At 66.1% G+C, this 15,003-nt stretch carries 11 protein-coding genes; 10 read left to right on the top strand and 1 reads right to left on the bottom strand.

The genetic code is table 11. The annotated features are described in order from the left end of the window. Positions 1–59: 59 nt before the first annotated feature. The 3 genes from dnaE to ACCQ13_RS05900 all read left to right on the top strand — a co-directional run bounded on the left by dnaE (position 60) and on the right by ACCQ13_RS05900 (position 5,604). Positions 60–3,665: a DNA polymerase III subunit alpha gene (gene dnaE, locus ACCQ13_RS05910; protein ID WP_104603523.1), complete on the top strand. Its 3,606-nt coding sequence runs from the start codon at positions 60–62 to the stop codon at positions 3,663–3,665. A gap of 162 nt (positions 3,666–3,827) precedes the next feature. Continuing rightward, on the top strand, positions 3,828–4,787 hold the full coding sequence (locus ACCQ13_RS05905; RefSeq protein ID WP_104603522.1) for an acetyl-CoA carboxylase carboxyltransferase subunit alpha: 960 nt from the start codon (positions 3,828–3,830) through the stop codon (positions 4,785–4,787). Between the two features lie 61 nt (positions 4,788–4,848). Beyond that, positions 4,849–5,604 (top strand): tetratricopeptide repeat protein, encoded by a 756-nt coding sequence (locus ACCQ13_RS05900; protein ID WP_104603521.1) that lies wholly within the window; start codon positions 4,849–4,851, stop codon positions 5,602–5,604. A 64-nt stretch (positions 5,605–5,668) separates the two neighbouring features. On the opposite strand, the gene ACCQ13_RS05895 is transcribed toward ACCQ13_RS05900, so the two are convergent. Further along, complete coding sequence (locus tag ACCQ13_RS05895) at positions 5,669–6,115, bottom strand: HemJ family protein (protein ID WP_104603520.1); 447 nt, start codon at positions 6,113–6,115, stop codon at positions 5,669–5,671. Positions 6,116–6,187: 72 nt separating this feature from the next. On the opposite strand from ACCQ13_RS05895, the gene ACCQ13_RS05890 reads away from it, so the two are divergent. From ACCQ13_RS05890 to ACCQ13_RS05860, 7 genes are all read left to right on the top strand, one after another. Further along, positions 6,188–6,790 (top strand): methyltransferase, encoded by a 603-nt coding sequence (locus ACCQ13_RS05890; RefSeq protein WP_159406821.1) that lies wholly within the window; start codon positions 6,188–6,190, stop codon positions 6,788–6,790. A 278-nt stretch (positions 6,791–7,068) separates the two neighbouring features. Beyond that, positions 7,069–8,412, top strand: coding sequence for a polyhydroxyalkanoate depolymerase (locus ACCQ13_RS05885; protein WP_208800490.1), 1,344 nt, complete (start codon positions 7,069–7,071; stop codon positions 8,410–8,412). Between the two features lie 377 nt (positions 8,413–8,789). Continuing rightward, the gene (locus ACCQ13_RS05880; protein WP_159406819.1) at positions 8,790–10,328 is read left to right on the top strand and encodes an alginate export family protein; all 1,539 of its coding nucleotides are present in this window, start codon (positions 8,790–8,792) and stop codon (positions 10,326–10,328) included. Positions 10,329–10,518: 190 nt separating this feature from the next. Next, the gene (locus tag ACCQ13_RS05875; RefSeq protein WP_104602027.1) at positions 10,519–11,202 is read left to right on the top strand and encodes a DUF502 domain-containing protein; all 684 of its coding nucleotides are present in this window, start codon (positions 10,519–10,521) and stop codon (positions 11,200–11,202) included. Next, positions 11,199–11,975 carry a queuosine precursor transporter gene (locus ACCQ13_RS05870; protein WP_104602028.1) on the top strand — a complete coding sequence of 259 codons (777 nt, stop codon included), beginning with the start codon at positions 11,199–11,201 and terminating at the stop codon, positions 11,973–11,975. The genes ACCQ13_RS05875 and ACCQ13_RS05870 overlap by 4 nt, the downstream gene beginning before the upstream one ends. A gap of 199 nt (positions 11,976–12,174) precedes the next feature. Beyond that, a complete protein-coding gene (locus ACCQ13_RS05865; protein WP_159406818.1) occupies positions 12,175–14,130 on the top strand; it encodes a DUF885 domain-containing protein in 1,956 nt (651 codons plus the stop codon). Between the two features lie 253 nt (positions 14,131–14,383). Beyond that, positions 14,384–14,833 carry a DUF2147 domain-containing protein gene (locus ACCQ13_RS05860; RefSeq protein ID WP_104602030.1) on the top strand — a complete coding sequence of 150 codons (450 nt, stop codon included), beginning with the start codon at positions 14,384–14,386 and terminating at the stop codon, positions 14,831–14,833. The last annotated feature ends 170 nt before the right edge of the window (positions 14,834–15,003 follow it).

Genomic DNA, 15,003 nt, shown 5'->3' with positions numbered 1-15,003 from the left:
CAAGCCTTGTTCCTCCCCGCCCCCGCCGCTACCCTGCGCGGGCATCGTTCTGGTTCCGCATGTCCACTTCCCGCTTCGTCCATCTGCACGTCCACACCGAGTTCTCGCTGGCGGATTCCACCATCCGCGTGCCCGAGAAACCGGATCAGGCTGACCCGAAAAAGGCCAAACAGGCCAATTTGCTGAGCCGGGCGGTCGAACTCGACATGCCGGCGCTGGCGGTCACCGATCTCAACAACCTGTTCGCGCTGGTCAAGTTCTACAAGGCCGCCGAGGGCGTGGGCATCAAGCCCATCGCCGGCGCCGACGTGATGATCGCCACGCCGGACATGACGCCCTGGCGCATGACCCTGCTGTGCCGCGACCGCGACGGCTACCTGAGCCTGTCGCGGCTGCTCACGCGCGCCTGGATGGAAGGCCATCGCCCCGAAGGCGGCGTGGCGATCCATCCCGAGTGGCTGCAGGCCGGCCACGCCAACCTGTTTGCGCTGGCCGGCCGCGACAGCCTGGCCGGGCGCCTGTTCAACGAAGGCCGTGCCGACCTTGCCGAGCAGCAGCTGGCCGACTGGCAGCGCGTGTTCGGCGATGGCCTGCATCTGGAACTGACCCGCACCGGGCGCGAGGGCGAGGAACGCTTCAACCAGTTCGCCCTGCATGCGGCTGGCGTGCGCGGGCTGCCGGTGGTGGCCAGCAACGACGTGCGGTTTCTGGATGCCAGCGACTTCAATGCGCACGAAGCGCGCGTGTGCATTTCCTCCGGCCGCGTGCTGGACGACCCCAAGCGCCCACGCGACTACAGCGACCAGCAGCACCTGAAATCCAGCGACGAGATGGCCGCGCTGTTCGCCGATGTGCCCGATGCCATCGACAACACGCAGGCGCTGGCGCAGCGCTGCAACATCGAAATGCGCCTGGGCACCTACTTCCTGCCCGCCTATCCGGTGCCAGAAGACCAGACCCTGGACACCTGGATCCGCAGCCAGTCGCGCGAGGGTCTGGCCGCACGTCTGGAAAAGAACCCCATCGCACCGGGCAAGACGCGCCAGGACTATGTGGACCGGCTCGAATTCGAACTGGACACCATCATCAAGATGGGCTTTCCCGGCTACTTCCTGATCGTGGCCGACTTCATCCAGTGGGGCAAGAACCAGGGCATTCCGATCGGCCCGGGGCGCGGTTCCGGTGCCGGTTCGCTGGTGGCCTGGGCGCTGCAGATCACCGACCTGGACCCGCTGCCGTACAACCTGCTGTTCGAGCGCTTCCTGAATCCAGAGCGCGTGTCGATGCCCGACTTCGACATCGACTTCTGCATGGACCGCCGCGACGAAGTCATCGACTACGTGGCGCGCAAGTACGGCCGCGAGCGCGTCAGCCAGATCATCACCTACGGCACCATGGCCGCCAAGGCGGTGGTGCGCGATGCCGGGCGCGTGCTCGGCTTCACCTACGGGCTGGTCGACAGCGTGGCCAAGCTGATCCCTAACATCCTGGGCATCACGCTCAAGGATGCGATGGGCGAAGGCAAGGACTCGGAGATGGCCTCGCCGGACCTGATCCAGCGCTACCAGGTCGAGGACGACGTGCGCGACCTGATGGACCTGGCGCGCCAGCTCGAAGACCTCACCCGCAACGCCGGCAAGCACGCCGGCGGCGTGGTGATCGCGCCCGAGCCATTGAGCGAGTTCTGCCCGCTGTTCGCCGAACACGACGAAGACGGCCGCGGCAAGAATCCGGTCACCCAGTTCGACAAGGACGACGTCGAAGCCGTGGGCCTGGTGAAGTTCGACTTCCTCGGCCTGCGCACGCTGACCATCATCGATTGGGCGGTCAAGGCGATCAACGTGCGCCACGCGCGCGCCGGCATCGACCCGGTGGACATCACCGCCATCCCGCTGGACGACGCGCCCACCTACAAAGGTGTGTTCGCCTCGGGCAGCACTGGTGCGGTGTTCCAGTTCGAGTCCTCGGGCATGCGCCGCCTGCTCAAGGACGCACGCCCGGACCGCTTCGAGGACCTGATCGCGCTGGTGTCGCTGTACCGCCCCGGCCCGATGGACCTGATCCCGGACTTCAACGCGCGCAAGCACGGCCAGCAGGAGATCGTGTATCCCGATCCGCGCACCGAAGCCATCCTGAAAGACACCTACGGCATCATGGTGTACCAGGAGCAGGTGATGCAGATGGCGCAGATCGTCGGCGATTATTCGCTGGGCGGCGCCGACCTGTTGCGTCGTGCGATGGGCAAGAAGGTGCCGGCCGAAATGGCCAAGCACCGCGAAATCTTCCGCGAAGGTGCAGCCAAGGGCGGCGTGGGCGCCGCCAAGGCCGACGAAATCTTCGATTTGATGGAGAAATTCGCCGGCTACGGCTTCAACAAGTCGCACGCTGCCGCCTACGCGCTGGTCAGCTACCAGACCGCCTGGCTGAAACGGCATTACCCGGCCGAATTCATGGCCGCGACGCTGTCCTCGGACATGGACAACACCGACAAGGTGGTCGGCTTTCTCGATGAAGTGCGCAACCTCGGCCTCACCGTCAAGCCACCGCGCGTCAACGAATCGGCCTACATGTTCGAAGCCGCCACCCCGGACACGATCCAGTATGGCCTGGGCGCGATCAAGGGCGTTGGCCAGGGCGCCTGCGAGGCGATCGTCGAAGAGCGCCAGCGTGGCGGCCCCTACACTACGCTGCTGGATTTCTGCACGCGCGTGGGCACCGCCAAGCTCAACCGGCGCACGCTGGAAGCGATGATCCATGCCGGCGCGATGGATGGGCTGGGCAAGAACCGCGCCTCGCTGATGCTGCAGTTGCCCGAAGTGATGAAGGCCACCGAGCAGATGGCGCGCGAACGCGCCTCGGGGCAGAACTCGCTGTTCGGCGGGCCGGACCCAAGCGCACCGGCAATGCGCCTGGACCTGCCCGAGAGCAAGGAATGGCCGCTGGGCCAGTTGCTCACCGGCGAGCGCGAAACGCTGGGCTTCTACCTCAGCGGGCATCCGTTCGACCCGCACCGCGAAGAAGTGCGCGAGCTGGTCGGCTGCGACCTGGGCGCGCTGGAAAAGATCCTGGCTTCCCAGCAACGTGGTGGCGGTGGCGGTGGCGGTGGTGGAGGTGGCGGCGACGGCGAAAAACGCGCCTGGCGCCCGGAAGTCAGCGCGATCCTGGCCGGCCAGGTGATCGGCGTGCGCCGCAAGGGCGACAGCCAGGTATTCGTGCAACTGGAAGACGGCCGCGGGCGGGTGGAATGCAGTGCGTTTTCCGATGCGATGGCCGAATTCGGCCACCTGCTCACCCGCGACCGTATCCTGATCGTCAAGGGCGGCCTGCGCGAAGACGAATTCAACGGTGGCTACAGCCTGCGCATCCGCCAATGCTGGGACTACGAGCAGATCTGCGCCGAGCATGCACAGCGGCTGTCGCTGCGCCTGGACCTGCGCGAGAAGCAGGCCTTCCCCCGCATCGACGCGCTGCTGGCCAAGCACCGCCCCGGCAAGACCCCCCTGCGCCTGGACCTGCTGCTGCGCACCCCCAGCGGCGGCGTGGCCGGCATGCTCGACCTCAACGGCAGCCACTCGGTGCGCATCGACCAACAGCTGATGGACAGCCTGCGCGCCGACCCGGCGGTGCGAACGGTGAAGATCAAGTACAGCCCGCCATGGGCGTGAAAATTGGGAATCGGGAATGGGGAATCGCAAAAGCGTAGGGGCGGCCGGATACCTTGCTTTGATTCCCGACTCCCGATTCCCGATTCCGCTCCCAACGCCCCCGTACGGGCCAGCCACACCGCTTCAGCTACACTCCCCGCCTTACGTTGATGACACCACTGCATGAATCCCAACTACCTCGACTTCGAGCAACCCATCGCCGATCTGGAAGCCAAGATCCAGGAGCTGCGCAAGGCCAGCACCGGGCCCGCGGTCAACGTGGACACCGAAGTGCGCGCGCTGCGCGACAAGCTGCGCCTGCGCACCGCGCAGATCTTCCGCGACCTGTCGGCCTGGCAGGTCGCGCAGCTGGCGCGTCACCCGCAACGCCCGTATACGCTGGACTACATCGGCACCCTCTGCGATGAGTTCCAGGAACTGGCCGGCGACCGCGCCTATGCCGACGACAAGGCGATCGTCGGTGGCCTGGGCCGTATCGACGGGCGCCCTGTGGTCATCATCGGCCACCAGAAGGGCCGCGACACCAAGACCAAGGTGGCGCGTAATTTCGGCATGCCGCGCCCGGAGGGTTACCGCAAGGCGCTGCGCCTGATGAAGTTGGCCGAACGCTTTCGCCTGCCGCTGCTGACCTTCATCGACACCCCCGGCGCGTATCCCGGCATCGGTGCCGAGGAACGCGGCCAGTCCGAGGCGATCGCGCGCAACCTGCTGGAAATGGCCGAGCTCAAGATCCCGGTGATCTGCACCGTGATCGGCGAAGGCGGCTCCGGCGGCGCGCTGGCGATCGGCGTGGGCGACCGCACCCTGATGCTGGAATACGGCACCTATTCGGTCATTTCACCCGAAGGCTGCGCCTCGATCCTGTGGAAGGATGCCGCCAAGGCCAAGGACGCCGCCGAACAGCTCGGCCTGACCGCCAAGCGCCTGAAGGGCCTGGGCCTGGTCGACAAGGTGATCCGCGAGCCCACCGGCGGCGCGCACCGCAACCCCGAGCAGATGGGCAAGCGCCTGAAGGCGGTATTGCTCAACGAACTGGACGCACTGGAAAAGATCCCGGTGGAAACCCTGCTGCAGCAACGCTACGAGCGCCTGCGCAGCTACGGTGCCTACGAAGGGCATTGACCCGCGTGCACGCTGACCGGCCGCGCCGAGTGCGCGGCCATGGAAAGGACGCCTCACTCGCATGTCTCCGCTCCTGCTGATTTCGCTGTTGCTGCAAGCTGCCTGCTGCGTCCACGTGGTGCGCAGCGGGCGCCCGCTGTACTGGCTCTTCCTGCTGCTGGCGTTTTCGCTGCTGGCGGTGCTGGTCTACGTATGCGTGGCGGTCATTCCCGACCTGCGCAACGACCCCAACGCGCGCCGCAGCCTCAAGCGCGTGCGCAACACCCTGGACCCGCAGCGCGAACAGCGCGACGCCTCGCGCCGGCTGGATGTGGCCGATACCCCGGAAAATCGTCGCCAACTCGCCGAAAGCCTGCTGGCACGCGGCGATTACGCGCAGGCCGCCGAGCATTACCAGGGCGCACTGCGCGGGCTGTATCGCGATGATCCGCACCTGATGCTGGGCCTGGCCAGGGCGCAGTTCGGGCTGGGCCAACCGCAGCAGACGCGGCAGACCCTGGATGCACTGATCGCGGCCAACCCCGGCTTCCGTTCGCACGACGGGCATCTGCTGTATGCGCGCGCCGTCGAAGACAGCGGCGACACCGACGCCGCACTGCACGAGTACGAGACACTGGCGCAGGGCTATCCCGGTGAAGAGGCGCGCCTGCGCTATGCACAGCTGCTACAGCGCACCGCACGCAGCGACCAGGCCAAGGCGGTATACGAACAGGTACTGCGCCATGCCGCCGCCTCGCCCAGGCACTACCAACGCGAGCAACGCGCCTGGGTCGAGCTGGCACGCAAGGGGCTGCGTGAGCTGGACTCCGGCGCATGAGCACTGGCTGAGATCCAACGATCTGCAGCACCGCCCCCGTCGTGCCTGCGCAGGCACGCTGCACTCAGAACGGCTTGGCAAGCACCAGCCAGATCACGCCCACCAGCAGCACCACCGGTACTTCGTTGAACAACCGCAACGCGCGGCCGCCAGGCAGCGCACGGCCCTGGTCCACGCCCTTCAACCAGCGCCCGGCCACGATGTAGTGCGCCAGGATCAAGGCCACCGCGAACAGCTTGGCATGCAGCCAGCCGCCGGCCACCATGGTCGGAAAATCGGGAATCACCCGGTAGCCCAGCCACAGCACCGCGCCCAGCAGCAGCGCCAGACCGAGCATGCTGTGGCCGAACCGGTACAGCCGCCGCCCCATCAGCACCAGGCGCGCGCGCACCGCAGTGTCGTTGCCGGCTTCGGCGATGTTGACCAGGATCCGCGGCAGATAAAACACCGCCGCCATCCAGGCGATGACGAACAACAGATGGAAGGTCTTGATCCACAGGTACAGGGTCATGCGCTGGCTCCGCTGGCTGGCGTAGGATGGCCCGCATTTTCACCTATCCAATGGCGCAAAAGCGCATCCCCCATGCCCACGCCCGAGCACAAACAGTACGACGCTGCCTATTTCACCCGCTGGTACCGCAACGCGGGCCTGGCCGACCCGGCGCGCCTGCGACGCAAGGTCGCACTGGCCGTGGCCCAAGCCGAGTACTACTTGGAGCGACCGATCCGCAGCGTGCTGGATGTGGGCTGCGGCGAAGGCGCATGGCGCGCCCCGCTGCTGGCGCTGCGCCCCAAGCTGAGTTACCTGGGGTTCGACAGTAGCGCCTATGCCGTGCAGCGCTATGGCCGCAGTCGTCAGATCCATCCGGCCCGTTTCGGCGACTTCGCCTGGCTGCGCCCCTGCGCGCCGGTGGACCTGTTGATCTGTTCGGACGTCCTGCATTACGTGTCCGCCCGCGAATTCAACCAGGGCCTGCCGGGGCTGGCCGAACTGTGCGCAGGCGTCGCCTTCCTGGAGACCTTTGCGCAGGAAGACGCGTTCGAAGGTGACCACGACGGCTTCCAGCCACGCCCGGCGCGCTGGTATCGCAAGCGTTTTGCCGGTGCCGGGTTCACCGCCCTGGGGTCGCATTGCTGGTTGTCGCCGCAATTGCTGGACGCCGCATCGGCACTGGAACACAGCTGATGTCTTGATGAGGGACATTGCGTCCTTCTCCCACTGGGTCATTGTCCTCCTTATATGGGGGAGAAGGCACCCCGCAGGGGCGCAAACCGCGCGAGCTGTTCCCTTCTCCCGCCGGGAGAAGGTGCCCCGCAGGGGCGGATGAGGGTACGGGCGAAGCCTGTTGAAATCCGAAGTACACGTGGGCTTCGCCCGTACCCTCACCCCAACCCCTCTCCCGGTGGGAGAAGGGCTTGCCATCGGCCGCAGCCCCATTAAGGTGCAAATGCGCCAAACCGGGTATGCTGCGCGGCAGCAAAACCGCACGGATGGGTGGAATGCTTTATCAACTGCATGAGCTGACCCGCAATCTGCTGGCTCCCTGGGTGCATCAGGCCCAGGCGAACGCCAAGATGTTCTCCGACCCCGACAGCCTGTGGGCCTCGCTCCCGGGTGCAGAACGCATGGCCGCCAGCAACGAGCTGTTCCACCGGCTGGGCAAGGAATACGAAAAGCCTGCTTGGGCGCTGGACGATGTCGAAGTGGATGGCCACTCGCTGCCGATCATCGAGCGCGAAGTGCTGAGCAAGCCGTTCTGCCGCCTGCTGCGCTTCAAGCGCTTCAGCGACCATGTCGAGCTGATCGGCAAGATGAAGGAGCAGCCCGCCGTGCTGGTGGTTGCGCCGTTGTCCGGCCACCACGCCACCCTGCTGCGCGACACCGTGCGCACCCTGCTGCGCAACCACAAGGTCTATGTGACCGACTGGGTGGACGCGCGCATGGTGCCGCTGGAAGCAGGCGCGTTCCGGCTCGAGGACTACATCACCTATATCCAGGACTTCATCCGCCACATCGGCGCCGAGCGCCTGCATGTGGTGAGCGTGTGCCAGCCCACCGTGCCGGTGCTGGCAGCGGTGTCGCTGATGGCCAGCAACGACGAGCCCACGCCGCGCTCGCTGGTGATGATGGGCGGCCCGATCGATGCACGCCGCAGCCCCACCCAGGTCAACAACCTGGCCACGGAAAACGGCATCGAGTGGTTCCAGAACAACCTGATCCACACCGTGCCGTTTCCGTATCCGGGCCACGGCCGCCAGGTATATCCGGGCTTCCTGCAGCACGCCGGTTTCCTGTCGATGAACCCCAACCGGCACGTGATGTCGCACTGGGATTTCTACACCGACCTGGTCAAGGGCGACCTGCAGGATGCGCAGGCGCACCGGCAGTTCTACGATGAGTACAACGCCGTGCTGGACATGCCGGCGGAGTATTACCTGGACACGATTCGCGTGGTGTTCCAGGAGTTCCTGCTGCCGCAGGGCAAGTGGAAGGTGGACGGCCAGCTGGTCAAGCCGTCTGCAATCCGCAATACCGCCTTGCTGAGCATCGAAGGCGAACTGGACGACATCGCAGGCCTGGGCCAGACCGAAGCCGTGCACGATCTGTGCACCGGCATCGATGCGGCGCACCGCCGCCATCTGGTGGTGGAAGGTGCCGGCCATTACGGCATTTTCAGTGGCCGCCGCTGGCGCGAAGTGGTGTACCCGCAGGTGCGCGAGTTCATCGCCCGCTACGATGCTGACCCCGTAGGCAGCCGCGATCCGGCCACCGTCACCCCGATCCGCAAGCGCGGCAAACGCGCCTGATTCCAGGGATTGCGCAGCGACAGGATCCCGGCACGGCCGTGGATGCTGTCGCGCCAACGCGGTAGGCGCGGCCTGGCGTGCCTGGCCACGCAGCTCCCGCCTGTGCCTACCGCCGGTCCGTCATGCGGGCCGTCTTCGGCGTTCGCCATTCGCCATTGGCGTTAGTAACCGACTTTGGCGGCCACAGCGCCACGCCTGCGCGCAGGGCAGGCCCTGCCCCCGGCTGTCCTGCCGATGCCGTGCGCCCGTGCAGCCGGGCCAATGCATAAGCTTAAAACCTTTGGGTTACAGCCATTGCGGCACTGCTCCTCTACAGTCGGTGTCCCCTGTGCCGATACCTCTCGCCAGGTGGGTTTCACTTTCGACAGGGCGATACGATGCAACTGACACGCTCGGCGCAGCCGGCCAAGGCTGACACTTCCTTCGGCGTTACCCGGCTCCTGTGCCTGGCCATCGGACTGGCGCTACCCGGCTTGGGCCTTGCCCAGGCACAGCCCACACAGGCAACGGACGCGCCGGCGCAGCGGCCGGTGACGGCGGCGCCAGCCACCGCCAAGGGCTACCCGCAGGAGGCTCAGGGCTGGGGCTCCAAGCAGGGCGGCAACATGTGGCAGGTGCGTTGGGCCGAGGACTGGTCGTACCTGAAGGATCGGTCCAAGCGCAAAAGTCCGTTCGATCCGCTCAAGTACATCCCGCTCAGCGAAGACGGCGATGTCTACGTTTCGCTCAGCAACGAGCTGCGCGTGCGCAGCAACACCATCACCAACCCGGGGCTGATTCCCGGCAGCCACTCGCAGCAGCAGTATCTGCTGCGTGCGTTCTTCGGTGCGGACCTGCACGTGGGCGAGCACTTCCGCCTGTACACGGAACTGGCGCACGGCAGCCTGGATGGGCGCAACGAAGGCGCCAAGACCGGCACCCAGGAAAACAACGCGATCCTGCAGCAGGTGTTCTTCGACGTGAAGGGCAACATCGGCGGCGCCGACACCGGCCTGCGGGTCGGTCGCCAGGTATTCGTCGACGGCCCCACCACCTTGATGGCGCTGCGCGACAACACCGACATCTTCGTCACCTTCAACGGCGTGCGTGCCTGGGCGATCGGCGAAAAAACCCGCGTGGACGTGTTCGACTTCAACTTCAACCTGGATGGCACCGAGGGCCTGGGTGACGACCGCATCGATCGATCGCGGCATTTCCGCGGTGTGGTCGGTGGCTATCGCCTGCCCGCTGCCAAGCCGCTGTACCTGGAGCCGTTCTTCTACCAGTTCCGCAACGACAACCAGGTCTGGGGCCGGCAGACGGCCGAGGAGAACCGCAATTACTACGGTCTGCGCCTGTGGGGCAACATCGGCAAGCTGCGCACCGATTCGTTCGTGGCCGTGCAGCGCGGCAGCTTCGGCGGGCGCGATCTGCGTGCCTACATGGCCAGCACCTCCAACGCCTGGTCGTTGAGCGAAACCGGCTGGAAGCCGCGCCTGGGCTTCCATAGCGAAATCGCCTCCGGCGGCGGCGGCACCTCTGGTACCGGTACGCTGCGCAACAACAACTTCCTGTACGGCAATACGATCTATTTCAGCTGGGCGACCTTCTTCGGCCCGGTCAATCTGGTCACCGCCGCGCCGACGTTCACGTTCTCGCCCACCGCCAAGATCACCGTCAATCTGGAATGGGAAACCTTGTGGCGCCAGACCACCAGCGATGCGATCTACAACAACCAGGCGCGCGCGTACGCACGCACCCAGACCTCCGGGGCACGCCGCATCGGCACCATGCCGCGCATCAACGCCACCTGGAACATCGACCCGAACTGGTCGGTGACCTTCCGCGCCGAACATCTGATGGCCGGCCCTGCGCTGACCAGGGTTGGCTATGGCGATTCGACCTTCGTGATGGGCTGGTTGAACTTCCGCTTCTAGGCACGCGGTGCTCGCTGCGCCTTGCGCATCGATGCGTTTTGCCTGCACCGCCGCGTACCGGCGCAGTGACACCCGCACCTGCCGCGCCCCGGAACGCGGCAGGTGGCTTTCCAGCGCCTGCGCTGCAATCGATGCATCACCTGCGCACTGCCGACTGCACCGGACGCGGCCGAATGCCTACACTACCCGCATGTCCGATACCCCCATCCCGCATCCCCGCCCTTCCCTGCAACGCGTCTTTTTGACCGGGTTGCTCACCTTGCTGCCGGTCTGGCTGACCTGGGTGGTGGTGAAGTTCGTCTTCGCCCTGCTCTCGGGCATCAGCAGCCCGTGGGTAGCGCCGTTGTCCGAGCGCATCGCCGCCTCATTCCCCAATGACCTGGGCTGGATCAAGGCCCTGTGGGTGCAGAACACCATCGCGCTGATCGCCACCGTGGCGGCGATCCTGTTCGTTGGCATCCTCAGCCGGCGCGTGATCGGCCAGCAGCTGCTGCGCTGGTTCGAGGCAGTCATGCGACGCATTCCGCTGGCCAGCGTGGTCTACGACAGCGCGCGCAAATTGCTCGACATCCTGCAGACCCAGCCCGGCAGCACCCAGCGCGTGGTGCTGATCGACTTCCCGCATCGCGACATGAAATCGGTCGGCCTGGTCACCCGCGTGATTACCGAACAGGGCACCGGCCGCGAGTTGGCGGCGGTCTACGTCCCCACCACGCCCAACCCCACCTCCGGCTATCTGGAAATCGTACCGGTGGAACTGCTCACGCCCACCGACTGGAGCGTGGACCAGGCAATGAGCTTCATCATCTCCGGCGGTGCGGTGGCGCCGGCATCGGTGCCCTTTACCCGCACCGCGGACCGCCCGACACCGTGACGGCCACGCGCACCCTCGACGATCGTGCGGTGCGCCTGTTCATTGCGCTGGCAGCATTCTTCTGCGTCAACGCCGCGCTGGCCGAGTTCATCGGGGTCAAGATCTTCGCGCTGGAAGACACCCTGGGCATTGCCCCGCTGAACTGGAACCTGTTCGGCCAGACCGGCTCGCTCAGCTTCACCGCCGGCACCTTGTTGTGGCCGGTGGTGTTCATCATGACCGACACCATCAACGAGTTCTTCGGCAGCCGCGGGGTACGTTTCATCTCGTGGGTGGCGGTGGCGCTGATTGGCTATGGGTTTGTGTTTGCGTTTGCCGCCATTGCACTGGCCCCGGCCGGCTGGTGGGTCACCGCCGCGCAGAGCCAGGGCGTGCCGGACTACCAGGCCGCGTTTGCGGCAGTGTTCGGGCAGGGGCTGTGGACCATCGGCGGCTCGCTGGTGGCGTTCCTGCTCGGCCAGCTGATCGATGTGTCGGTGTTCCACCGCATCCGCCGCGTCACTGGCGAAAAACACGTGTGGCTGCGCGCCACCGGCTCCACCGCGGTCTCGCAGCTGGTGGACAGCTTCGTGGTGATCTACATCGCCTTCGTGCTTGGGCCCCAGCACTGGTCGATGGATCAGTTCCTGGCGGTGAGCACGCTCAACTACGTCTACAAGATGGGCTTTGCGGTGGCCTTGATCCCGTTGCTGTATCTGGCGCGCCGCGGCATCGGCGCCTACCTGGGCGCCGCGCGGGCCGAACAGCTGCGCGAGGAAGCCGCCGCTGCGTGAGCCAGGCCGCCGCGCCGGTGACATGCGTGGAGCCAGACGCGGCAAGGCCTGGCCCGGTTGCCGCCGTCCTGCAGGCGGAGGCCAGCCGGGTCCAGGACGGTGCCATGCATGAATTGCGGATGGGCGGCCTGCCTGCAATGGGTGGCCGTGGCGGTGCGGATCGGGCAAGCTCCCCGCTCGCTTGTTTCCGGAGCCGGTAATGCCCCTGAGCTTTTCCCGCCTGTTGTCGCTGGCCCTCGCCGCCGTGTTGAGCCTGACGGTGGCAGCGCCCGCCGATGCGGCCAAGAAGAAGACCACCAAGGCACAGACCACGCAAACCCGCGCAAAGGCAAGCAAGGCCAAGAAGACCACCAAGCCGGCCAGGAGCACCAAGGCCGCCCAGGGCAGCAAGAGCAGCAAGACCGCCAAGGCCAGGCCGCGCCCGGTGGCCGCGCCGGTGGTGCTGACCAAGGCGCAACAACTCAATCTGCTCTACGACCAGTACTGGGACGCCTCGCTCAAGCTCAACCCGCTGCAGGCCACCTTCCAGGGCGAGAGCCGCTACAACGACCAGTTGCCCAACTTCCTGTCGCCGGCATTCCGCCAGCAGTCGCACGAGTTCACCGTGCTGTGGCTGGGCAAGGCCGAAGCGCTGGGCCCGGACGGCCTGAGCGGCCAGGACCTGCTCAGCTACCAGATCTTCGTGCGCGATGCGCGCAGCGCGCTGGCCGCCGAGCAGTTCCCCAGCTGGATGCTGCCGATCAACCAGTTCTACAACATCGCCAGCATCGCGGTGGTGCTGGGCTCGGGCACTGGCGCGCAGCCGTTCAAGACCGTCAAGGACTACGACAACTGGTCGCAGCGTGCGCTGGGCATCCCCGACCTGTTCGACCAGGCCATCACCAATATGCGTGCCGGCATGCAGGCCGGCGTGGTGCAGCCCAAGGTGCTGATGCAGAAGGTGCTGCCGCAGCTGGATGCCATCATTGCGCGCAACGCCGAAGACAGCCTGTTCTGGGGGCCGATCCGCAACCTGCCGGCCGACCTGCCCGACGCGGAAAAACAGCGCCTGACCGCTGAATACGAGCGGCTGATCGAATACCGCATCATGCCGGCCTACCGCGCCTTGCGCGGCTTCATTGCCACCGAGTATCTGCCGGCCTGCCGCGACACCGATGGCCTGGCGGCGCTGCCCGGTGGCGCGGCGTGGTATGCCTACGACGTGCGCCAGAGCACCACCTCGGAGCTGAGCCCGGAGCAGATCCACCAGATCGGGCTGGACGAAGTGGCGCGCCTGCAGGGCGAGATCCAGACGCTGACCAAACAGGTCAAGTTCCGCGGCAACCTGCCCAAGTTCTACAAGTTCATGCAGACCGACAAGCGCTTCAACTTCCGCAGCGAAACCGAACTGCTTGGCAATTACCGCAGCCTGCAGGGTCGCGTGCAACTCGCCGTGCCGCGGCTGTTCAACACCCAGGGCATGCCGACGCTGGAAGTGCGTGCAGTGGAAGCGCAGCGCGCGCAATCGGCCGCCAGCGGTTCGTACATGCGCCCCAGCGCCAATGGCAGCAATGGCGCCACGCCAGGCATCTTCTACGTCAACACCTCCGACCTGCCCTCGCGCAAGACCTGGGAAGCGGAGAGCCTGTACCTGCACGAAGCCATCCCCGGCCACCATTACCAGCTCGGGCTGCAGCAGCAGCTGACCGACCTGCCCAAGTTCCGCCGCCTGGGCGGCGAGACCGCCTATATCGAAGGCTGGGGCCTGTACGCCGAATCGCTGGGCCGCGAGCTGGGGCTGTATCAGGACCCTTACAACTACTACGGCTACCTACAGAACGCGCTATGGCGCTCGATCCGCCTGGTGGCCGATACCGGCCTGCACAGCAAGGGCTGGACGCGCACGCAGGCCATCGACTACATGCTGGACAACTCGGCGATGAGCCGCACCGATGCTGAGGCCGAAGTCGATCGCTACATGGCCATTCCCGGCCAGGCGCTGGCCTACAAGGTGGGCGAGATGAATATCGCGCAACTGCGCGAACAGGCCCAGCGCGAGCTGGGACCGCGCTTCGACGTGCGCGCCTTCCATACCGAAGTGCTCAAGGACGGCTCGGTGCCGCTGGACATCCTGCAGGAAAAGATCCAGCGCTGGATCGCCGCACAGAAGGGCTGAAGCCAGCTCAGGCATGCCCTAGGGTGCGCAAGCGAGCAGGCAGTGCAGGCAGGCAATCTGGCGACCACCTGTCGCGCCTGCGGCAAAGCCCGGCTAGCCGCCGAGACCACGCTGCCGTGCTGCGTGGGCGGCCAGACCACGACGAGTCCGCATGCGCGCATCCCGCAGCGCACCTTTCCGCCACCATACCCCACGGTATACATTCGTGGTCAGGCCGCCGACGGCGGCCCCAGTCATCCCTGGGAGGGGACACATGCGCAAGACCTTCAAGACCCTGATCGTGGCCCTGCCGCTGGCGGCCGCTTCGTTGCTGGCGCAGGCCTCCGATTCGCCGGTAGGCCGCTGGAAGACCATCGACGACGAGACCGGCAAGCCCAAGTCGGTGGTGCAGATCGAACAGGCCGCCAACGGCACCCTCAGCGGCAAGGTGGTGGACATCCTGCAGTCGGCCAAGGGCCCGAACCCGCTGTGCGACAAGTGCGATGGCGAGCGCAAGAACAAGCCGATCAAGGGCATGACCATCCTCTGGGGCCTCAAGCCCGACGGCACCGCGGTGTGGGACGGCGGCTCGGTGCTGGACCCGGCCAAGGGCAAGACTTACAAGGCCAAGATCACCCTGACCGAAGGCGGCAAGAAATTGCAGATGCGCGGCTATGTCGGCATCGAAGCGCTCGGCCGCACGCAGACCTGGGTGCGCGAGTAATCGGGAATCGGGAATCGGGAATCGGGAATCGGGAATTGGGAATTGGGAATTGGGAATTGGGAATCGCAAGAGCGGGCGTCCTTCGGGGCGCCTTTTTTATGCCGCAGCGCGCAGCCCGCCTTCTCACCATGCAGACCTGCTCCACCGATTCCCCATTCCCGATTCCCCAT

It is taken from the genome of Xanthomonas sp. NCPPB 1638 (assembly GCF_041475635.2).
GTDB lineage: Bacteria > Pseudomonadota > Gammaproteobacteria > Xanthomonadales > Xanthomonadaceae > Xanthomonas > Xanthomonas cucurbitae.
The sequence above is the reverse complement of the archived record's forward strand: the minus strand, read 5'-3'. Positions and strand labels throughout refer to the sequence as shown.